The sequence below is a fragment of the Streptomyces sp. NPDC030995 genome, from assembly GCF_055571215.1.
Genome location: NZ_JBVIFS010000011.1, coordinates 63372 through 83105, shown reverse-complemented (window position 1 = coordinate 83105; position 19734 = coordinate 63372). Strand labels below are relative to the sequence as shown.

At 70.8% G+C, this 19734-nt stretch carries 19 protein-coding genes and 1 pseudogene; 15 read left to right on the top strand and 5 right to left on the bottom strand.

What is annotated here, in order from left to right:
• Positions 1-29 precede the first annotated feature (29 nt).
• From ACZ45T_RS18630 to ACZ45T_RS18590, 9 genes and pseudogenes are all read left to right on the top strand, one after another.
• The gene (locus tag ACZ45T_RS18630) at positions 30-791 is read left to right on the top strand and encodes a helix-turn-helix transcriptional regulator (RefSeq protein WP_468442520.1); all 762 of its coding nucleotides are present in this window, start codon (positions 30-32) and stop codon (positions 789-791) included.
• Positions 788-2203: a Fe-S cluster assembly protein SufB gene (gene sufB, locus ACZ45T_RS18625; RefSeq protein WP_468442518.1), complete on the top strand. Its 1416-nt coding sequence runs from the start codon at positions 788-790 to the stop codon at positions 2201-2203. The genes ACZ45T_RS18630 and sufB overlap by 4 nt, the downstream gene beginning before the upstream one ends.
• Positions 2204-2272: 69 nt before the next feature.
• Positions 2273-3451, top strand: coding sequence for a Fe-S cluster assembly protein SufD (gene sufD, locus ACZ45T_RS18620; protein ID WP_468442516.1), 1179 nt, complete (start codon positions 2273-2275; stop codon positions 3449-3451).
• Positions 3451-3768, top strand: coding sequence for a bifunctional 3-phenylpropionate/cinnamic acid dioxygenase ferredoxin subunit (locus tag ACZ45T_RS18615; protein WP_030009135.1), 318 nt, complete (start codon positions 3451-3453; stop codon positions 3766-3768). Before sufD ends, ACZ45T_RS18615 begins: the two co-directional genes overlap by 1 nt.
• 7 nt (positions 3769-3775) lie before the next feature.
• A complete protein-coding gene (gene sufC, locus ACZ45T_RS18610; protein ID WP_266630406.1) occupies positions 3776-4543 on the top strand; it encodes a Fe-S cluster assembly ATPase SufC in 768 nt (255 codons plus the stop codon).
• Positions 4540-5796, top strand: a complete 1257-nt coding sequence (locus ACZ45T_RS18605) for a cysteine desulfurase (protein ID WP_468442513.1) — start codon at positions 4540-4542, stop codon at positions 5794-5796. Before sufC ends, ACZ45T_RS18605 begins: the two co-directional genes overlap by 4 nt.
• 22 nt (positions 5797-5818) lie before the next feature.
• Positions 5819-6280, top strand: coding sequence for a Fe-S cluster assembly sulfur transfer protein SufU (gene sufU, locus ACZ45T_RS18600; protein ID WP_401200909.1), 462 nt, complete (start codon positions 5819-5821; stop codon positions 6278-6280).
• Positions 6277-6621 (top strand): metal-sulfur cluster assembly factor, encoded by a 345-nt coding sequence (locus tag ACZ45T_RS18595; RefSeq protein WP_030388904.1) that lies wholly within the window; start codon positions 6277-6279, stop codon positions 6619-6621. Before sufU ends, ACZ45T_RS18595 begins: the two co-directional genes overlap by 4 nt.
• 433 nt (positions 6622-7054) lie before the next feature.
• Positions 7055-8135 (top strand): annotated as a pseudogene (locus tag ACZ45T_RS18590) (hypothetical protein); the annotation flags it as partial.
• Here the strand turns inward: ACZ45T_RS18590 and ACZ45T_RS18585 are convergent.
• Positions 8119-8967, bottom strand: a complete 849-nt coding sequence (locus ACZ45T_RS18585; RefSeq protein ID WP_468442511.1) for a hypothetical protein — start codon at positions 8965-8967, stop codon at positions 8119-8121. The pseudogene ACZ45T_RS18590 and the gene ACZ45T_RS18585 overlap by 17 nt on opposite strands.
• 149 nt (positions 8968-9116) lie before the next feature.
• Here ACZ45T_RS18585 and ACZ45T_RS18580 point away from each other — a divergent pair, with 149 nt between their 5' ends.
• Positions 9117-9437: a DMT family transporter gene (locus ACZ45T_RS18580; protein ID WP_468442509.1), complete on the top strand. Its 321-nt coding sequence runs from the start codon at positions 9117-9119 to the stop codon at positions 9435-9437.
• Complete coding sequence (locus ACZ45T_RS18575) at positions 9437-10000, top strand: TetR/AcrR family transcriptional regulator (protein ID WP_468442507.1); 564 nt, start codon at positions 9437-9439, stop codon at positions 9998-10000. Before ACZ45T_RS18580 ends, ACZ45T_RS18575 begins: the two co-directional genes overlap by 1 nt.
• 70 nt (positions 10001-10070) lie before the next feature.
• Here the strand turns inward: ACZ45T_RS18575 and ACZ45T_RS18570 are convergent, their stop codons facing one another.
• The gene (locus ACZ45T_RS18570) at positions 10071-10946 is read right to left on the bottom strand and encodes a winged helix-turn-helix transcriptional regulator (RefSeq protein WP_468442505.1); all 876 of its coding nucleotides are present in this window, start codon (positions 10944-10946) and stop codon (positions 10071-10073) included.
• 75 nt (positions 10947-11021) lie between these two features.
• Between ACZ45T_RS18570 and ACZ45T_RS18565 the strand changes: the two genes are divergently transcribed.
• Both ACZ45T_RS18565 and dapD read left to right on the top strand, forming a co-directional pair.
• Complete coding sequence (locus tag ACZ45T_RS18565; RefSeq protein ID WP_468442503.1) at positions 11022-12290, top strand: MFS transporter; 1269 nt, start codon at positions 11022-11024, stop codon at positions 12288-12290.
• Positions 12291-12299: 9 nt separating this feature from the next.
• Entirely contained in the window at positions 12300-13280 is a 981-nt protein-coding gene (dapD, locus tag ACZ45T_RS18560; RefSeq protein WP_468442501.1) for a 2,3,4,5-tetrahydropyridine-2,6-dicarboxylate N-succinyltransferase, read from the top strand.
• 82 nt (positions 13281-13362) lie between these two features.
• Here dapD and ACZ45T_RS18555 read toward each other — a convergent pair whose 3' ends face one another.
• From ACZ45T_RS18555 to ACZ45T_RS18545, 3 genes are all read right to left on the bottom strand, one after another.
• The gene (locus ACZ45T_RS18555; RefSeq protein WP_468442499.1) at positions 13363-13617 is read right to left on the bottom strand and encodes a hypothetical protein; all 255 of its coding nucleotides are present in this window, start codon (positions 13615-13617) and stop codon (positions 13363-13365) included.
• 159 nt (positions 13618-13776) lie between these two features.
• Complete coding sequence (locus ACZ45T_RS18550; protein ID WP_468442497.1) at positions 13777-14241, bottom strand: GNAT family N-acetyltransferase; 465 nt, start codon at positions 14239-14241, stop codon at positions 13777-13779.
• A gap of 61 nt (positions 14242-14302) precedes the next feature.
• Positions 14303-16144: an endonuclease/exonuclease/phosphatase family protein gene (locus ACZ45T_RS18545; protein WP_468442495.1), complete on the bottom strand. Its 1842-nt coding sequence runs from the start codon at positions 16142-16144 to the stop codon at positions 14303-14305.
• Between the two features lie 421 nt (positions 16145-16565).
• Between ACZ45T_RS18545 and ACZ45T_RS18540 the strand changes: the two genes are divergently transcribed.
• Both ACZ45T_RS18540 and ACZ45T_RS18535 read left to right on the top strand, forming a co-directional pair.
• Positions 16566-18107 carry a hypothetical protein gene (locus tag ACZ45T_RS18540; RefSeq protein ID WP_468442494.1) on the top strand — a complete coding sequence of 514 codons (1542 nt, stop codon included), beginning with the start codon at positions 16566-16568 and terminating at the stop codon, positions 18105-18107.
• A gap of 187 nt (positions 18108-18294) precedes the next feature.
• Positions 18295-19734, top strand: a complete 1440-nt coding sequence (locus tag ACZ45T_RS18535) for an alkaline phosphatase PhoX (RefSeq protein WP_468442492.1) — start codon at positions 18295-18297, stop codon at positions 19732-19734.

The window sequence follows — 19734 nt, the reverse complement described above, 5'->3', positions numbered from 1 at the left end:
GGCTCGGTTAATTACGCAACAATGGCGTTGTGAAATACGGCGAACGGCAGATCGAGACCCCCCAGGGGGAGCTCGCCACCGGGGAGCGGTCAACCCGCAACCGAGTGGCGCGCTCGATCCTGGACCACGGTCCGTCCACCGTCGCCGACCTCGCCCAGCGCCTCGGCCTCACCCAGGCCGCCGTCCGCCGCCACCTCGACACGCTCGTCACCGACGACGTGGTCGAACCCCGTGAGCAGCGTGTGTACGGTGCGCGCGGCCGGGGCCGGCCCGCCAAGGTCTTCGCGCTCACCGACTGCGGCCGCGACGCCTTCGACCAGTCCTACGACACGCTCGCCGCGGACGCCCTGCGCTGGATCGCGCAGTCCGTCGGCGGTGGCGAAAAAGGGGAGGCGGCCGTCGCCGCCTTCGCCCGGTCGCGGATGGAAGCGCAGGCGCGGACCTACCGGGAAGCGGTCGACGCGGCCGCCCCCGGAGACCGCACAGAGGCCCTGGCCAAGGCGTTGACCGTGGACGGGTACGCTGCTACGGCGAAGAGCGCTCCCGGTCCGCAACGCGGTGAACAGCTCTGTCAGCACCACTGCCCGGTCGCTCATGTGGCCGAGCAGTTCCCGCAGCTCTGCGAGGCGGAGACCGAGGTCTTCTCACGCCTGCTCGGGACGCATGTGCAGCGCCTCGCCACGATCGCCCACGGCGACGGGGTGTGCACGACGTTCATTCCGCGAAGCGCGAGCACCACACAGACCGACACATCAGTATCTGCAAGTACGGCCGGGAGGAACCCCGCATGACCACGGAGACTGCTCACCCTGAGCTCGATGGCCTGGGCACCTACGAATACGGCTGGGCCGACTCCGACGCGGCCGGTGCCGCTGCCAAGCGGGGTCTGTCCGAAGAGGTCGTCCGCGACATCTCGGCGAAGAAGTCCGAGCCGGAGTGGATGCTGAAGCTCCGCCTCAAGGGCCTGAAGCTGTTCGACAAGAAGCCCATGCCGAACTGGGGTTCCGACCTCTCCGGCATCGACTTCGACAACATCAAGTACTTCGTGCGTTCCACCGAGAAGCAGGCCGCTTCGTGGGAGGAACTGCCGGAGGACATCAAGAACACGTACGACAAGCTCGGCATCCCGGAGGCGGAGAAGCAGCGCCTCGTCGCCGGTGTCGCGGCCCAGTACGAGTCCGAGGTCGTCTACCACCAGATCCGTGAGGACCTGGAGGAGCAGGGCGTGATCTTCCTCGACACGGACACCGCGCTCAAGGAGCACCCGGAGCTCTTCCAGGAGTACTTCGGCACGGTCATCCCGGTCGGCGACAACAAGTTCGCGTCGCTGAACACCGCGGTGTGGTCCGGCGGCTCGTTCATCTACGTGCCCAAGGGCGTCAAGGTCGACATCCCGCTCCAGGCCTACTTCCGTATCAACACGGAGAACATGGGCCAGTTCGAGCGGACGCTGATCATCGTCGACGAGGACGCCTACGTCCACTACGTCGAGGGCTGCACCGCCCCGATCTACTCCTCGGACTCGCTGCACAGCGCCGTGGTCGAGATCATCGTGAAGAAGGGCGGCCGCTGCCGCTACACGACCATCCAGAACTGGTCGAACAACGTCTACAACCTGGTCACCAAGCGCGCCGTGGCGTACGAGGGCGCGACCATGGAGTGGATCGACGGCAACATCGGTTCCAAGGTCACCATGAAGTACCCGGCCGTCTACCTGATGGGCGAGCACGCCAAGGGCGAGACCCTGTCCATCGCCTTCGCGGGCGAGGGCCAGCACCAGGACGCCGGCTCCAAGATGGTCCACATGGCGCCGAACACCTCCTCGAACATCGTCTCCAAGTCGGTGGCGCGGGGCGGCGGCCGCACCTCGTACCGCGGCCTGGTCGAGATCGGCGAGGGCGCCCACGGCTCGAAGTCCAACGTGCTGTGTGACGCGCTCCTGGTCGACACCATCTCCCGCTCGGACACGTACCCCTACGTGGACGTGCGCGAGGACGACGTCTCCATGGGCCACGAGGCCACCGTCTCCAAGGTCTCCGACGACCAGCTCTTCTACCTGATGAGCCGCGGTCTGACGGAGTTCGAGGCGATGGCCATGATCGTGCGCGGCTTCGTCGAGCCCATCGCGCGTGAGTTGCCCATGGAGTACGCCCTGGAGCTGAACCGGCTGATCGAGCTGCAGATGGAGGGCTCGGTCGGTTAGTCCCGACCGCATCCCGCACATCCTTTGACGCAGGCAGCGCTTTAAAAGAGAGTGAGCAAGACGACAGCCATGGCTGAGGCTCAGAACATTCCGGCGGGTTCGACCACCGCCGGCGCGATCGCGGTGGCCGCCGAGTCCACCGTCGCCACCCGGATGAGTGCCCCCCCGTCCTTCGACGTGGCGGACTTCCCCGTGCCCCACGGCCGCGAGGAGGAGTGGCGCTTCACCCCGCTGGCGCGTCTGCGTGGTCTCCACGACGGCACCGCGGTCGCCAACGGCACCATGAAGGCCCAGATCGACGCGCCCGAGGGCGTCACGGTCGAGTCGGTGGAGCGCGGCGACGCGCGCATCGGCAAGGCCGGCATCCCGGTGGACCGGGTCGCCGCACAGGCGTTCTCGTCCTTCGCCAAGGCCACGGTCGTGACCGTGCCCAAGGAAGCGGTCCTGACCGAGCCGGTGCGCGTCTCGCTGCACGGCGAGGGCGGCACCACCTTCGGGCACACGGTCTTCGACGTGCAGGCCTTCGCCGAGGCCGTCATCGTCATCGACCACACCGGTGACGGCGTGCGCGCCGCCAACGTCGAGTTCGTCGTCGGCGACGGCGCCAAGCTCACCGTGGTCTCCGTGCAGGACTGGGACGACACCGCCGTCCACTGCTCCCAGCACAACGCCCTGATCGGCCGCGACGCGACCTTCAAGTCGATCGTGGTCACCTTCGGCGGCGACGTCGTACGCCTGCACCCGCGGGTCAGCTACGCGGGCCCCGGCGGCGAGGCCGAGCTCTTCGGCCTGTACTTCACGGACGCCGGCCAGCACCAGGAGCACCGCCTCCTGGTCACGCACGACGCCCCGCACTGCAAGTCCAACGTGGTCTACAAGGGCGCTCTGCAGGGTCAGGACGCCCACGCGGTCTGGATCGGTGACGTCCTCATCGAGAAGACCGCCGAGGGCACCGACACCTACGAGATGAACCGCAACCTCGTCCTCACGGACGGTGCGCGGGTCGACTCGGTGCCGAACCTGGAGATCGAGACCGGCGAGATCGTCGGCGCCGGCCACGCCTCCGCGACCGGCCGCTTCGACGACGAGCAGCTCTTCTACCTGCAGGCCCGCGGCATCCCGGCCGACGACGCCCGCCGCCTGGTCGTCCGCGGCTTCTTCGCCGAGCTCGTCCAGCAGATCGGTGTCCCGGACATCGAGGAGCGCCTGCTCGCCAAGATCGAGACCGAGCTCCAGGGTTCCGTCTGATGAATTACGTCAAGGCCTGTGCGCTGAGCGAGCTGGAGGAGAACACCCCCAAGCGGGTGGAACTCGACGGCACGCCGGTGTCCATCGTCTCCACCGAGGGCGAGGTGTTCGCGATCAACGACATCTGCTCGCACGCGAACGTCTCGCTCTCGGAGGGCGAGGTCGAGGACTGCATGATCGAGTGCTGGCTGCACGGGTCGGCCTTCGACCTGCGCACCGGAAAGCCCTCCGGTCTGCCCGCGACGCGCCCCGTACCCGTATACCCCGTAAAGATCGAAGGGGACGACGTGCTCGTCTCCCTCACCCAGGAGTCCTGAGGTATCCATGGCAACGCTTGAAATCCACGACCTGCACGTCTCCGTCGAGGCCGAGAACGGCGCCCGCGAGATCCTCAAGGGCGTCGACCTCACCGTCAAGCAGGGTGAGACGCACGCCATCATGGGTCCGAACGGCTCCGGCAAGTCCACCCTGGCGTACTCGCTGGCCGGTCACCCGAAGTACACCATCACCGGTGGCACCGTGACCCTCGACGGCGAAGACGTCCTGGAGATGTCCGTCGACGAGCGTGCCCGCGCCGGCGTCTTCCTCGCCATGCAGTACCCGGTCGAGGTCCCCGGCGTCTCGGTCTCCAACTTCCTGCGCACCTCGGCCACCGCCATCCGCGGCGAGGCGCCGAAGCTGCGTACCTGGGTGAAGGAGGTCAAGTCCGCGATGGAGCAGCTCCAGATGGACCCGGCCTTCGCCGAGCGCAACGTCAACGAGGGCTTCTCCGGCGGTGAGAAGAAGCGCCACGAGATCCTCCAGCTGGAGCTCCTGAAGCCGAAGATCGCGATCCTCGACGAGACCGACTCCGGCCTCGACGTCGACGCGCTGCGCCAGGTCTCCGAAGGCGTCAACCGCGTCCGCGCGACCGGCGAGGTCGGCACGCTGCTGATCACGCACTACACGCGGATCCTCCGCTACATCAAGCCCGACTTCGTCCACGTCTTCTCCGAGGGCCGCATCGTCGAGTCCGGCGGCGCCGAGCTCGCCGACAAGCTGGAGGCGGAAGGCTACGAGGCGTACAGCACGAAGGGTGGCGCGACCGCGTGACACAGCTGCCTGGCCTCCTCGACATCGAGGCGATCCGCAAGGACTTCCCCCTGCTGGATCGTGTGGTCCACGACGGGAAGAAGATCGTTTACCTGGACAACGCGGCAACCTCGCAGAAGCCGCGCCAGGTGCTCGACGCGCTGAACGAGTACTACGAGCAGCACAACGCCAACGTCCACCGTGGCGTGCACGTGCTCGCCGAGGAGGCCACGGCGCTGTACGAGGGTGCTCGCGACAAGGTCGCCACCTTCATCAACGCTCCGAGCCGCGACGAGGTGATCTTCACCAAGAACGCCTCGGAGTCGCTCAACCTGGTCGCCAACATGCTCGGCTGGGCCGACGAGCCCTACCGGGTCGACCGCGACACCGAGATCGCCATCACGGAGATGGAGCACCACTCCAACATCGTGCCGTGGCAGCTGCTCTCGCAGCGCACCGGCGCGAAGCTGAAGTGGTTCGGCCTCACCGACGACGGCCGGCTCGACCTGTCCAACATCGAAGAGGTCATCACGGAGAAGACGAAGATCGTCTCCTTCACGCTGGTCTCCAACATCATGGGCACGGTCAACCCGGTCGAGGCGATCGTCCGGCGCGCCCAGGACGTCGGCGCCCTGGTGCTGATCGACGCCTCCCAGGCCGCTCCGCACATGCCGCTGGACGTACAGGCGCTCGGCGCCGACTTCGTGGCCTTCACCGGCCACAAGATGTGCGGCCCGACCGGCATCGGCGTCCTGTGGGGCCGCCAGGAGCTCCTGGAGGACCTGCCTCCGTTCCTCGGCGGCGGCGAGATGATCGAGACCGTGTCGATGCACGCCTCGACCTACGCCCCGGCGCCCCACAAGTTCGAGGCGGGTACGCCCCCGATCGCCCAGGCCGTCGGCCTCGGCGCGGCCGTGGACTACCTCACCGCGATCGGCATGGACAAGATCGCCGCGCACGAGCACGCGATCACCGAGTACGCGATCAAGCGCCTCGCCGAGGTGCCCGACCTGCGGATCATCGGCCCCACCACGGCCGAGGACCGCGGCGCCGCGATCTCCTTCGTGCTCGGCGACATCCACCCGCACGACGTCGGCCAGGTGCTGGACGAGCAGGGCATCGCGGTCCGTGTGGGACACCACTGCGCGCGCCCGGTCTGCCTGCGCTACGGAATTCCGGCGACCACGCGAGCGTCTTTCTACCTGTACAACTCTCCGGCGGATGTCGACGCGCTGATCGACGGGCTGGAGCACGTACGGAACTTCTTCGGCTGACGGACGAGGCGACGGGGACGCAGTGAAGCTGGATTCGATGTACCAGGAACTGATCCTGGACCACTACAAGCACCCGCACGGGCGTGGCCTGCGCGACGGCGACGCCGAGGTGCACCACGTCAACCCGACGTGCGGCGACGAGATCACGCTGCGCGTGAAGTACGACGGCGAGACGCTCACCGACGTCTCCTACGAGGGCCAGGGCTGCTCCATCAGCCAGGCCAGCGCGTCCGTACTGAACGAGCTGCTCGTGGGCAAGGACCTGGCCGAGGCGCAGAAGATCCAGGCTGTCTTCCTGGAGATGATGCAGTCCAAGGGCAAGATCGAGCCCGACGAGGCCATGGAAGAGGTGCTGGAGGACGCGGTCGCGTTCGTCGGCGTCTCCAAGTACCCGGCCCGCGTGAAGTGTGCTCTGCTGAGTTGGATGGCGTGGAAGGACGCGACGGCCCAGGCTCTGGGCGACGCGGAGAGGAAGACGGCATGACCGAGAACGCGACGCCCGAGGCGTCGATCAAGCCGGCCACCGAGGAAGAGGTCCGCGAGGCCCTCTACGACGTGGTCGACCCCGAGCTGGGCATCGACGTCGTCAACCTGGGCCTGATCTACGGCATCCACATCGACGACGCGAACATCGCCACCCTCGACATGACGCTGACCTCGGCGGCCTGTCCGCTGACGGACGTCATCGAGGACCAGGCGAAGTCGGCGACGGACGGCATCGTCAACGAACTTCGCATCAACTGGGTCTGGATGCCGCCGTGGGGCCCGGACAAGATCACGGACGACGGTCGTGAGCAGCTCCGCGCGCTCGGCTTCAACGTCTGATCACCGCCTGCATGTGAGGGCCCCCGGCACGGTCGTGCCGGGGGCCCTCCCTGTTCTCCGGGTGGACGAGTGCCCTGCACTCGGAGTTGGCCACCGTGGCCGAATCCTCTCGACGGCCGTCACGACGTGACGCAGCACACGAGAGGACACCACCTTTGAACCCTCCCCAGCTGAAGCAGAGGGATTCCTGGCTCACGCTGCCTGCGGGTCGGCGACCCAACGGGTCTTCCACGATCGACACCAGCCGGGTTGGAACCAGCCCGGTTTGGTACGGCAAAGCTTGTACTGCCTGTGCTGTCTTGGTTCTCGATCAGCACACCGTGCGCGCTTGGTTCTCGCAACGCACGTAACGAACCTTACTGGGTCATGTGCGCGGCGGTCCGGCTTTTGGGTGAATCGCCGGTTCTCTCCCTGCTCCGCTGGAGTCCGGCTCGGTGCCGTGGGAGCCGCCGGGCTCGGCGCCGCGACGATCCAGCGGATCGGCTGCGGCGGGAAGACCACCACGGCCACCCTCTCCTACGCGGCCTCGGCCCGGGTCGGCGGCCCTGGGCACTCGCTACCCGACCGGATCCTCCGACGCCTCGGCCGCCGTGGACGTGGGCGGCGGCTACGCGGTGGTGGCCGACGACGAGTCCAACGTGCTGCGCCTCTACGACCGCTCCCGCTCGGGCGGACCCGTCCGGACCTGGGACTTCAGCGCGCAGCTCGGAGTCACCAAGGAGGTGGACATCGAGGGGGCGACCCGGATCGGCGACACCATCTACTGGACGGGCTCGCTCGGCAACAACAAGGACGGCGAGTACAAGGCGCCCCGGAACACGGTGTTCACCACCACGGTGAGCGGATCCGGGACGGGCACGCAGCTGGCGTACGGGCGCTCGTACAAGAAGCTCCGCGAGGACCTGGTGGCCTGGGACACGGCGAACGGGAACCGCTACGGCTTCGCGGCGGGCACCGCGGCCGGCGAGGCGCCGAAGCAGATCGACGGGTTCAACGTGGAGGGGCTGGAGTTCGCACCCGGCTCCACGACCACCGCCTACCTGGGCTTCCGGGCCCCGCTGGCGCCGGCCGTGCCGGGCGGCAAGGCGCTGCTGGTGCCGGTCACCAACTTCGACCAGGTGCTGGCGAGCGGCGCCAAGGCCGCCTTCGGCGCGGGCGTCGAGCTGGACCTCGGCGGGCTGTCCGTCCGCGACATCCGCAAGAACGCGGCCGGGCAGTACCTGATCCTGGCCGGCTCCTGGGCCGCGGACGACAACTCCGACCCGTACGCGCTCTACCAGTGGGACGGGATCCCCGGCCACGCCCCGGTCAAGCGGGCCGACCTGCCGACCGTCGACCCCGGCGGCTGGGAGGCCATCGTGGAGGTGCCGGACCTGGACGCCGCGGGCGCCCGGGTGCAGCTGATCACCGACAGCGGGTCCGCGGACCTGTACGGGGACGGCGTCGAGGCCAAGGACCTGACGCACCCGGAGTGGAAGAAGGCCCGGGCGGCCTGGTTCACGCTGAACCCGTGACCGGGGGCTGAGCCGTGAGGGCCCCGTCGGGGTGCTCACGGCGCAGGCGCCGGTCCACGTAGAGCAGGCCGGCGGTCAGCTGCGGGAAGGTCAGCAGCAGCGCCGGCGCGAGCAGGGCGCCGAGCGGGCCGAACCACTGCAGGAGGGCGTACGCGGCCCCCAGCGCGAGCGCGCCCGCCGCGGCCGTGACGCCCAGGGTCCGCCACCAGGCGCCGCGCACCAGGCGAGCCGACCGGCGCAGGGCCGCCGGCGGGCCGAGCGCCTCGTACGCGGCGGCCGTGGGCGCCAGGGAGAAGAGCACTCCTAGCCACAGCGCCACCGGGGCGAGGGGGAGCAGGGCGAGCGGCGGCAGGCCCGCGGCGAGCGCGGCGGCGCCGGGGCCCGCGGCGGCGAGCAGGGACAGCAGCCGGGCGCCGAGCACGGCCGGGACGCGGGGCAGGGCGGCGTGCAGCAGGCCGCGCACGGTCACCGCGCGTCCCAGCAGGGCCAGCCGGAGCAGGGCGCCGGCCAGGGCGTCGGCCAGCGCACAGCCGAACAGCAGGAACAGGGCGACGGCCGGGACGAGGATCTGGACGAAGACCCTGCTGCCGGAGGCGCGGCTGAGGGAGGCGAGGGTAGCCGCCCCGGCGACCGGGGCGAGCAGCAGCAGCCCGCCCAGCTGGCCGAGGAACAGGGCGCCGAGCAGGCGGCCGCCGTAGCGGCGCAGGCTGGTGAGGGCGCCGCCGAGGATCTCGCCGGGCCCCAGCGGGCGCAGGGGCACCACGCCCGGCCGCGGGGAGAGCGGGGGCAGCCAGCCGCCGCCCTGGTGGGTCCCGTGCTCCTGAGCCGCCATCCGCGGGCCCCTCCGTCTCCTGGGAGGCGGACAGGGTAGCGCCGCGGGCCGCAGGAGTCCCGGGCCGTGCGCGTGTGCGTGTACGGCATCCGTGCGGCCTGCACGCCCTATGTGTACGACCGTACGCATCGATGTGTACACTCGTACACATGCCCTACATCATGCTTGCCGCGGCCATCGCCGCCGAGGTCGCCGGAACCACCGCCATGAAGTACAGCGACGGCTTCACGAAGCTGTGGCCTTCGCTCGGCACGGTGCTGGGCTACGTCATCGCCTTCAGCCTGCTCGCGCAGACGCTGAAGTCGCTGTCGATGGGCACGGCGTACGCGATATGGGCGGGCGTGGGCACCGCCGCCATCGCCGCCATCGGCATGGTGTTCATGGGGGAGGCGGCCACCGCCGCGAAGATCGCCGGGATCGCCCTGGTGATCGGCGGCGTGGTGCTGCTGAACGTCGGCGGGGCGCACTGATGCCCCCCGGCGCGCGGCGCTACGACCCGGACCGACGGCAGCGGATCATCGACGCGGCGATCCGGGTGGTGGGCGCCAAGGGGATCGCGGGGCTGAGCCACCGCAGCGTGGCCGCGGAGGCCGACGTACCGCTGGGGTCGACGACGTACCACTTCAAGACGCTGAACGACCTGCTGGTCGCCGGGCTGCGGCAGGCCAACGAGGGCTTCGCGCAGGCGGTGGCGGATTCGGCGGCCCTGGCCGATCCGGACGCGGACCTCGCCGGAGCCCTGGCCCGCCTGCTGGGGGAGTTCCTGACGGGGGACCGGGGCCGGGTGGAGCTGGAGTACGAGCTCTACCTCGCCGCCCTGCGCCGCCCGGCGTTGCGCCCGGTGGCGGCGGAGTGGTGCGAGACGGTGTCCGAGGCGCTGGCCCCGAAGACCGACCCGGTGACGGCGCGGGCGCTCGTGGCGGTCATGGACGGCATCAGCCTCCAGGTCCTGCTGACGGACGCGGCGTACGACGAGCCGTACGCCCGCGAGATCCTGGCCCGGGTCCTGCGGCCGTCCCAGGCTGAAATCTAGCCCCGCCGGCGTTTGAGGCGCGGGGTCTGGGGCGGAGCCCCAGGAAAGCGGTGGCGGCCGCCCGGGCCGGCTAGCCCGCAGCCCGGACCGCCGACAGCGCCGCCGCAACACTGGCCTCGACGTCCCTGATCGGGTAGAACACCTCGCGGACCGTGCGGTCGCGGTCGAGGATCAGGGTCAGCCGCTTGATCCGGCTCACGCCCGCCGCGCGGAACGTCGGCAGGCGCAGGGCCGTCACCAGGTCCAGCCCCGCGTCCGACAGGAGCGGGAAGCGCAGTTGTTCCTGCTCCGCGAACTCCCGCTGCTCGTCGGGCCGCTGGGTCGAGACCCCGTGCACGGTGGCGCCGGCCGCGGTGAACTCCGCGAGCTGGTCCCGGTAGGTGCACGACTCGAACGTGCAGCCCTTGGCGCCCGGGATCCCGGCCCAGCCGGGCGGGTAGGAATCGGCCCGGGCGTAGGCGCCGGGGAAGCAGTACAGGACCGTGAACGGGGTGTCCGCCACCGGGTCGCGGAGCTCGCCGAAACGGTCCGGGAGCAGCAGCTCCGGCAGCCGGGTGCCGCGCAGCGCGTGGACCCGTACCGCTTCCTTCGAGGACTCCTCGGTCGTCGCCGTCATCTCTCCCTCTCCCAGGACCCAGGTGTCTCCCCAGTCCTGGAGGGCCACCAGGACCGGCAGCAGCCCCCGCCCGCGCGGGGTCAGCCGGTACTCGTGCCGCACCGGACGCTCCTGGTACGGCTCGCGCGTCAGCACACCGGCCTCGACCAGCAGCTTCAGTCGCTCCGCCAGCACCTTGCGGGACATCCCCAGCTCGCGCTGGAGCTCGTCGAAGCGGTACAGGCCGCGCGCGGTGTCGCGCACGATCAGCAGCGTCCACCAGTCGCCCACGACTTCGAGGGCCTGGGCGATGGAGCAGTCCGCGTCACCGAGGTGCGTGCGCTGGGCCATGGGAACTCCTTTGTCCGTTGACCCAAGGCTGTCATGCTGTCATAGTCAGTTCCCAAAGGGAACTGACTATGTGAAATGCTCGCTGAATACGGGGGACACGGTGTGCTGCAGGGGTTCAAGGACATACCGAGGGTCGTGTGGCTGCTGGCTGCGGGGGTGTTCGTCAACGCCGTCGTCAGCTGCACCTTCGTCTTCGTCTTCGTCTGGCTGACCGGGCCGCGCGGCCTCGGCACCGCCCAGGCCGGGCTGATCGTCGGCATCGGCGGCCTCGGCCTCGTCGCGGGGAACTTCACCGGCGGCTGGTTCGGGGACCGCTTCGGCCACCGCAGCGTGCTGCTCACCGCCTCCGCGCTCGGCGGGGCCGTTCTCGTCGCCCTGCCGGCGCTGCCCACCGGCCCGCTGACCCTCGCTCTGCCCATCGCCCAGTACGCCGCTGGGGTGATCCGCGCGGCCCACTCCGCGCTGGTCGCCGTCACGGTGCCGGAGGGATCCCGGCGGCAGGCCTTCGCCGTCACCCGCTGCCTGTCCAACGGCGGCTTCACCATCGGCACGCCGCTCGGCGCCCTGGTCGCGACCGCGCTCTCGTACGACTGGCTCTTCGTCGCGGACGGCCTCGGCACCCTCTTCTTCGCCCTCTGGACCGCCCGGGCCGTTCCGGCCAGAGGCGCCGCCCGTCCTCCCGCGGCCCCGGACGGGGGTCTGGGCCGCGGGGGGCTGTGGCGGGAACTGCGAGCGCGGCCCGCCGTACTGGTCCTGCTCGGCGCGATCGTCGTCGCCGACGTCGTCTACCGCCAGCACTACACGACCTTCCCCGTCTTCCTCGCGGACCACGGCCTGGACACCCGTGCGTACGGTCTCCTCATCGCCATCAACGGCGGCGTCATCCTGCTCCTGGAGATCCCCGCCACCCTCGCCCTGCGCAAGCGCTCCCCGTTGCACATCATCGGCACCGGACTGGTGCTGGTGGGCGGCGGCTACGCGATGCTGGCGCTCGGCGTGGGCGTGGTTCCGGCCGTCGCCATGATGCTGCTCCTCACCCTCGGCGAGATCCTCTACAAGACCACCGCCACCGCGTACGTCGCGGACGAATCGCCCGAGCACACGGTGGGCCGCTTCCAGAGCCTGTACGCGGGAGTCTCCGTCAGCGGCGTGGTCCTCGCCGCTCCGCTCGGTGGGGCCCTGTACGCCGCGGCGCCCGGCCTGCTGTGGCCGCTGTGCGCGGTGCTCGGCGCCGGCGCCGGTGCGACCGTGCTGTTCATGGGCGTGCGGGGGGCGCGGCGGCCCGCGCGACCCGTGCGACCGGCACATGAGACCGGTTCGCCCGCAGCGGCCGTCGCCGGTTAGGTTTCGGGCATGACTGCTACGCGTACCACCGGCGCCGTCGCCGCCGGACTTGCCACCATCACCGCCGACGGCACCGTCCTCGACACCTGGTTCCCCGCCCCCGAGCTGGTCGCCGAGCCCGGCCCGGCCGGCACCGAGCGCCTCACCGCCGAGCAGGCCGTGGAGCTCCTCGGCGCCGCCGCGGCCAAGGCGCTCCGCCAGGACGCGGTCCGCGGCGTCGAGGTCGTAGCCGTCCGCACGGTCATCGCCTCCCTGGAGGGCAAGCCGCTGGACGCGCACGACGCGTACCTGCGCCTGCACCTGCTCAGCCACCGCCTGGTCAAGCCGCACGGCCAGAACCTCGACGGTGTCTTCGGCCTGCTGACCAACGTCGCCTGGACCTCGCTCGGCCCGGTCGCGGTCGACCAGGTCGAGACCGTCCGCCTCAACGCGCGCGCCGAGGGCCTGCACCTCCAGGTCACCTCGATCGACAAGTTCCCGCGGATGACGGACTACGTCGCCCCCAAGGGCGTGCGCATCGCCGACGCCGACCGCGTCCGCCTCGGCGCGCACCTCGCCGAGGGCACCACGGTCATGCACGAGGGCTTCGTCAACTTCAACGCCGGCACCCTCGGCACCTCCATGGTCGAGGGCCGCATCTCCGCGGGCGTCGTGGTCGGTGACGGCTCCGACATCGGCGGCGGCGCCTCCACCATGGGCACCCTCTCGGGCGGCGGCAAGCAGATCATCTCGATCGGCGAGCGCACCCTGATCGGCGCCGAGGCGGGCATCGGCATCGCGCTGGGCAACGAGTGCGTCGTCGAGGCCGGCCTGTACGTCACCGCGGGCACCCGGGTCACCCTGCCGGACGGCCAGATCGTCAAGGCCCTGGAACTGTCCGGCGCCGACAACATCCTCTTCCGCCGCAACTCGGTCACCGGCGCCGTCGAGGCCCGCCCGTACAAGGCGACCTGGGGCGGCCTGAACGAGGTCCTGCACAGCCACAACTGACCCTCACGGGCCGGTATGCACAATGCCCCTCACCCCCGGCCGGGGGTGAGGGGCATTCCGCATGTGTACGGACGTACGGACGTCAGCGCTGCGCGAGGGTGCGGATCAGGCCGGCGAAGGCCTGCTGTTCCGCCTCGGTCAGTTCCACCGACTCCATCGGGTGCCCCGCGGCGGTGCGCTGGCCCGGGATCATCGGCAGGTGCTCGACGGCGTCCGGCTCCGGGTGGTGGAAGCGCTTGTCCCACAGCATGTGGCCGAGGCCGATGACCCAGACGAGCGCGGCCACGAGCAGTACGGCGAGGCCGATTTCCTGGGCGAGGGAGATGGAGGGGAACACGCGGATCCTCCGGGGGTGCGGGCGGTACGGGCCAGTATGGAATCGCAGGCGCCTGATCAGCGTGGGAAACACTCAAACACCACAACCGGCCGATTCGGCAGAGATGTGGCGAGCGTCACGCCAGGGCCGAAAGTCCCGATCTCGCCCGAGAAGGCCCCTTTACGGCTCCAGTCGCAGCTTGAAGCCCTCGTGGCTGCGGGCGAAACCCAGCCGCTCGTAGAAGCGGTGGGCCGCCGTACGCCGCTTGCTGCTGGTCAGCTGGACCAGGCCACAGCCGCGTTCGCGGGCCCGCTCGGCGGCCAGCCGCATCAGCTCCGCGCCGAGTCCCGCGCCCCGCCGGTCCGCGCGGACCCGTACGGCTTCCACCAGGGCCCGCTCCTGCCCGTGCCGGCCCAGCCCCGGGATGTACGTCAGCTGGAGGCAGCCGAGGACGGTCCCTTCCTCGCAGGACGCCTCGTCCGTGAGGACCAGCATCTCGTTGCGGGCGTCCGACTCGATGGAGGCGAAGGCCCGCTCGTGCGCCTCGCCGACCACGATCGAGGCCGGGTCCAGTACCTGCTCCTCGTCGGCCAGTAGGGCGAGCACGGCGGGCAGGTCCGCGCGCGTGGCAGTACGGAAGATCATGGCCAGGAGTGTGGCAGAGGGCCCGGCCGGGACGGCGGCCGGGCCCTCTGCGGTCCGGGAACTACGGGCGGAAGCGCAGCACCTGCGGGTCGTGGTCGCTGTTCTGGTCCGCGAACTCGGCGTTGATGTGCACGCTGTCGTACGTGAACTTCTTGATCGCCGGGCTGGTCAGGATCTGGTCCAGCACCTGCGCGTTGCCCTGGAAGACGTACGAGTACCGCTCCGACTTCGGCAGGGACTTGATCGCCGGGTACAGCGCCCCGCCGTCCGCCAGCGCGTCGGTCGTCGCCGAGAACTCGAAGTCGTTGATGTCACCGAGGACCAGGACGTTCGCGTTCTTCTCCGCCGCCAGGATCTCCTTCACGAAGCCGTTCACGGCCTGCGCCTGGAGCAGTCGCTTCTCCTCCGACTTGCGCACCGGCGGCTGGTGGTGCGCGGTCAGGCCCTCGTCGCCGCCCTTGGAGCCGAAGTGGTTGGCGATCACGAAGACGGTCTTGTTGCGGAAGACGAACTCGCCCGCGAGGGGCTTGCGGCTGTCCGCCCACGCCGGGTTCGCGGGGTCGATCCGGCCGGGGGAGTGGGTCAGGGCGGCCTTGCCGTTCTCCTTGACCACGCCGGTCGCCGTCACCGCGTCGCCCGGGGCGCGCTCGGTGAAGGAGACCCGCGCCGGGTTGAAGAGGAACACCTGGCGGATGTTGCCGCCGGGCTCGCCGCCGTCCTTCTTGTCCTCCGGGTTGACGGTCCGCCACTGGTAGGCCGGGCCGCCCGCCGCCGCGATCGCCGCGGTGAACTTCGTCAGCGTCTGCTCGGCCGAGACCGTGCCGTCGTTCTTGGCGCCGTTGTCGTCCTGGATCTCCTCCAGGGCGAGGATGTCGGGGGAGGCCAGGTTCTCGACGACCGCCTTCGCCAGCGCGTCGAACTTCTCCTGCGGGTCGGTCGGGTCGAGGTTCTCGACGTTGTACGTGGCCACCGCGAGCTCCTGCTCGCCCTGCGGCTTGGTCTTCTCCGGGGCGAGGGTGCCCGGCTTGACGGTGCCGAGGGTGCGGGCCACCAGCGTGTAGCCGCCGAACTGGTTGAAGTCCAGCGGGCCCTCGGTGGTGCCGGTCAGCTTGTCGCCGACGTTGGCCACCGGGAAGGGCTGCTGCGCGAGGGGCGCGAGCTGCTGGATCTGGAGGCGGCCGGTGTTCTGGGACTCGTAGGAGCCGTAGATCGTGCCACCGCGCTTGGCGGCGTTCTCCCAGCCCTTCACCGTGACCCACAGCTCCGCGTACGGGTCGGTGGCGCCGACCACGCGGGAGTTGCCGATCGCGACGTTCATGCCCTCGAGGGACTCGTAGAAGTCCAGGGCGTAGCGCGCGGGGTCCAGGGCCAGGCCGTTGATGCTGCCGGCGGCGGCCGGGTCGCCGGCCGGGGCGTACTCGGCGGGCACCGTGTACTCGTTGATCGCGGCGGCCTCGGGCAGCGCGTTGCCGGAGGAGACCACGGTCACCGTCGGCTTGGAGATCTGGGTCACCGACTGGTTGCCGGAGTTCACGCCGCCGGGGATGTACTCGCCGACCGTGCCGGACACCTTGACCGCGTCGCCCACGGCGACGGTCGGGACCGAGTTGGTGAAGACGAACACGCCCTCGCTGGTGGCCGCGTTGTCGTCGGCGTCCGGATCCTGGATCCAGAAGCCGCGCGAGCCGTAGGTGCGCACGCCCGTCACGATGCCGGCGACGTCGGCGACCTGCTTGCCGTTGAGGGGGGATATCCGGGTGGTGCCCTGAATGTCGTGGATGCGTATCGGATCGGCGGACACAGCGCCTTCGGCCGCGTCGGCGGAGCCCGCGAGCAGGCCGGTGGCCAGCGCGGTGGCGACGAGGGCCGCGACGGCGGCGGAACGGGGATGCGAGGAGCGCATGGGCAGGAACTCCGGTGTGGGAGAGGGGAACGGAGGGTGCGGCAGCGAGATCTGCGGGAGGCGTGCCGCCCCCGATACATCTACGCGCGTCAATTTCCTGTGTGGCCAGCAAAGTTGTCAAGCCCTCCAGGGAATACGACAGCTGACTGTGGGATGAACCAAAGGTGATGGCCCGCCGAGCGCGCCCGAAATGCGTCTACGCTGGAGCGCCGTACGACGGCCGGGTCTGTCATCTTCGCCACATCCGCCGCCCCTGGCATGTCCGCCATGTCTTCCATGTCGGCGATATCCGGGCGGGAATGACGGACCGGCCGACCGTCACGAGCCGCCCGCATCACCTTGCGTCACCCTGCTCCACCCCGCTCTGCTTTCCCCGTTCCGCCCCGACCGTCCCACCGCGCTTGCCAAGGAGAACCGCCCCATGTCCGCTGAGTCGCACCCCACGCTGCCGCCGGTACGGCTGCACTCCGATGCGGAACTGGCCCGCGACGCCCTCGGCGCCCCGCTGTTCGCGCGGGCCGTACGGCTCGCCCGCTGGGCCGGACCCGACACCCGTGTCGGCGTCGGCGGTGAACTCGTCGCCGACCAGCTGCCCGAGGCCGCCGCGGTGCTCGGGCTCGACGCCGGCGACGCGGACTCCGCGATGTACGCGAGCCAGGCCTGGCGGGTGGCCTTGGACACGGGCCTGGTCGATGTGACCGAGCCGGAAGAGGATGAGGGAGAGGGAGAGGGTGACGGGGGCGAGGAGCGCTTCGGCACGGCCGCGCCCGGCGAGGACCTGGCGCTGGTGAGGGGCGGTGCGCCCGGCGACGTGCTCGACCTCTGGCTGGCGGCCCTGGACACGGTGCTCGCCGACGCGGCGGTGCCCGACCTGGACGACCTCGTCGACGCGCTGGACGCGGGCGGCGAGATCGACTTCGACCGGCTGGACTGGAACCCGAGCCGCGAGGCGGACTTCCTCGACGGGGTTCTCGCCAACCTCTACCTGCTCACCGTCTCCGAGAGCGGGGCGGCGGACCGACCGGTTCCGCTGCCGGTGCTCGCCGCGTCGATGGTCGTGCCCCACGACATGGGGGACCCGACGGACGCCGTGCTGGAACAGGTCTCGGACGCGATGATGCGCCTCGACGACCAGTTCAGGCAGCTGGAGCCGATCGGGCTGGTCGAGTTCCGGCCCGTGGACGAGGAGCTGATGGCGGAGGCCGGCGACGAGGAACTCGCCGCGGGTGCGCACGCGGGCGGAGGCGGCGCCGGGGCGGTCGGGGACACCGGGGGTGCCGGGGACACCGGGGACGACGAGGACGTCTCCCGCTACGGCATGGTCCGCCTGACCCCGCTCGGCCTGTACGGGGTCCGCGCCCGCATGCTGGAGGCCGGTGTCGAGGCACCCGCCGTCGGCGAACTGGCCGACAAGGGCGCCGACGCGCTGCTCGACGCGGTCTCCTTCTACTCCGAGAGCGCCGCCCAGGCCGAGATCGAGCAGTGGCTGGCCGGCCGCGACCTGCCCGCCGCGGTCGCCGAACTGCTCACCGCCGCACGCGGGGACGACGAGGGCGGCCCGCTGCGCCGGCTGCGCTGCCAGCAGGCCCTGGCAACGGCAGGGCCGGAGGCCGAGCCGGCGGTCCGATCCGTGCTGGACGACGCGGAGCTCGGCGGGCTCGCCCGGGTGTGGCTGGCGGAGCGCGGGGTGGCCGACGTACCGGCGCCGGACCCGTCGATGGTGTTCTGGCTGACGGTCGACACGATCGCGGCGCAGCTCGCCGCCGACGGGGAGACGGAGGAGCTGCCGCTCCTGATGGAGACCCTGACCGCCCATCACACGGGCTTCTTCGACCAGGTGTGGCGGGTGGAGCACCCGTCGACGGCGTACGTCCTGGAGGCGATGGGCCGGCTGCACCCCGACAAGAAGGCAGCGAAGGAGGCCCGCAAGGCCGCGTTCAAGGCGCGCTCGCGGCAGCCCTGAGCGGTGCCGTCCGGGTTTCCAGGGAGTCGACAATGCGCCGTTCCTCGGCCGGAGTTGGCCATTCCGCCCGGCGGCAAGGGGCCGCTTCCCCTTCGCGGGTAATTCAGCCGCCGTTCACGTGCGGGCGAGAGCGTGTGCGCCGACGACCGCACGACAGGCGCACCACCCCCCGACCCCTGGAGACCCGATGCCGCTCAGCCGCAGAGACTTCACCGCCCGTACCGTCCTCGCCGGCGCGGGAGTGGCGCTCACCGGGACGGTCGGCGCCCTCGCGACCGCCCCGGGGGCGCTCGCGGCCGACGACGGCACGCACCGCGACGAGCACGGGCGGCCCTGCGAGCCCGGCTACGGCCCGCTCGTCCCCGACCCTGCCGGAATCCTCGCCCTCCCCGCCGGATTCACGTACCGCGTGATCACCCACAGCGGGGTCACCAAGCTGGAGTCCGGCGAGACCACCCCGTCCAACCACGACGGCACCGCCGCCTTCGCGGGCCACCGCGGGGTCACCCTCCTCGTCAACAACCACGAGCTCAAGGGCAAGCGGGCGAACTGGGCCCACCCCGTCCCGCTCACCGAGGGCCTCGTCTACGACCCGGCCGCGGCCGGCGGCTGCACGGTCGTCGAGGTCCGGCGCGGCGGCGGGGTCGCCGAATGGGTGGGCATCGCCGGTACGTCGACCAACTGCGCGGGCGGCGCCACCCCCTGGGACACCTGGCTGACCTGCGAGGAGAACTCGGACCTCGCCGGCAAGAACGGCATGACCAAGGACCACGGCTACGTCTTCGAGGTCGACCCGCACGACCGACGCGCCAACCACGACCCGCAGCCCATCAAGGCCTTCGGGCGCTATGACCACGAGGCCGTGGTCATCGACCCGCGCCACGGACACGCCTACCTGACCGAGGACGCCTCCGGCCCCAATGGGCTGCTCTACCGCTGGACCCCGCCCAGCGGCTTCCGGCACGGGCGCGGCAAGCTCCGTACCCTTGCCGCCGACGCCGGCGTGCTCCAGGCCGCCAAGTGCATCGACAGCTCGGGCCGGTTCGTCGACGACTTCTCGCGCGCGACGGCGATCGGCACCGTCTACGGGGTCGACTGGGTGGACGTGCCGGACCGCGACGCCCGGACCGTCCCGGTGCGCAAGCAGTTCACCGACGGCGTCGTGACGCGCGGGCGCAAGCTGGAGGGCATGTGGTGGGCGGACGGCGGCGCCTACTTCGTCTCCTCCTTCGCCCGCGAGGAGAGCCCGGGCGCGGCGCACGACGGCCAGGTCTGGTTCTACGACCCCAAGCGGCGCACGGTGCGGCTGACCGTTCTCATCGGGATCAACCCGGACCCGTCGGTGGACGGCGGCTACGACGGCCCCGACAACATCACGGTGTCCCCGTACGGCGGCCTGATCCTCGCGGAGGACGGGACGGGGCTGCAGCACCTGTTCGGCGCGACGGAATCGGGCCGCACCTACCCGCTGGCGCGCAACGAGCTGAACATCGGGTCGGCCGAGGAGCCGGAGTACTCCGAATTCACCGGCGTCTGCTTCTCCCCGGACGGGCGCACGCTGTACGTCAACATCCAGGACCCGGGCATCATGCTGGCGGTCACCGGGCCGTGGCGGCGCGCGCACTGA

Excerpts from the sequence above, each read along its gene's own strand:
- sufB (WP_468442518.1), top strand. The coding sequence starts at position 788 with ATGACCACGGAGACTGCTCACCCTGAGCTCGATGGCCTGGGCACCTAC.
- sufD (WP_468442516.1), top strand. The coding sequence starts at position 2,273 with ATGGCTGAGGCTCAGAACATTCCGGCGGGTTCGACCACCGCCGGCGCG.
- ACZ45T_RS18615 (WP_030009135.1), top strand. The coding sequence starts at position 3,451 with ATGAATTACGTCAAGGCCTGTGCGCTGAGCGAGCTGGAGGAGAACACC.
- sufC (WP_266630406.1), top strand. The coding sequence starts at position 3,776 with ATGGCAACGCTTGAAATCCACGACCTGCACGTCTCCGTCGAGGCCGAG.
- ACZ45T_RS18595 (WP_030388904.1), top strand. The coding sequence starts at position 6,277 with ATGACCGAGAACGCGACGCCCGAGGCGTCGATCAAGCCGGCCACCGAG.
- ACZ45T_RS18585 (WP_468442511.1), bottom strand. The coding sequence starts at position 8,967 with ATGGCGGCTCAGGAGCACGGGACCCACCAGGGCGGCGGCTGGCTGCCC.
- ACZ45T_RS18580 (WP_468442509.1), top strand. The coding sequence starts at position 9,117 with ATGCCCTACATCATGCTTGCCGCGGCCATCGCCGCCGAGGTCGCCGGA.
- ACZ45T_RS18575 (WP_468442507.1), top strand. The coding sequence starts at position 9,437 with ATGCCCCCCGGCGCGCGGCGCTACGACCCGGACCGACGGCAGCGGATC.
- ACZ45T_RS18570 (WP_468442505.1), bottom strand. The coding sequence starts at position 10,946 with ATGGCCCAGCGCACGCACCTCGGTGACGCGGACTGCTCCATCGCCCAG.
- ACZ45T_RS18565 (WP_468442503.1), top strand. The coding sequence starts at position 11,022 with ATGCTCGCTGAATACGGGGGACACGGTGTGCTGCAGGGGTTCAAGGAC.
- dapD (WP_468442501.1), top strand. The coding sequence starts at position 12,300 with ATGACTGCTACGCGTACCACCGGCGCCGTCGCCGCCGGACTTGCCACC.
- ACZ45T_RS18550 (WP_468442497.1), bottom strand. The coding sequence starts at position 14,241 with ATGATCTTCCGTACTGCCACGCGCGCGGACCTGCCCGCCGTGCTCGCC.
- ACZ45T_RS18545 (WP_468442495.1), bottom strand. The coding sequence starts at position 16,144 with ATGCGCTCCTCGCATCCCCGTTCCGCCGCCGTCGCGGCCCTCGTCGCC.
- ACZ45T_RS18540 (WP_468442494.1), top strand. The coding sequence starts at position 16,566 with ATGTCCGCTGAGTCGCACCCCACGCTGCCGCCGGTACGGCTGCACTCC.
- ACZ45T_RS18535 (WP_468442492.1), top strand. The coding sequence starts at position 18,295 with ATGCCGCTCAGCCGCAGAGACTTCACCGCCCGTACCGTCCTCGCCGGC.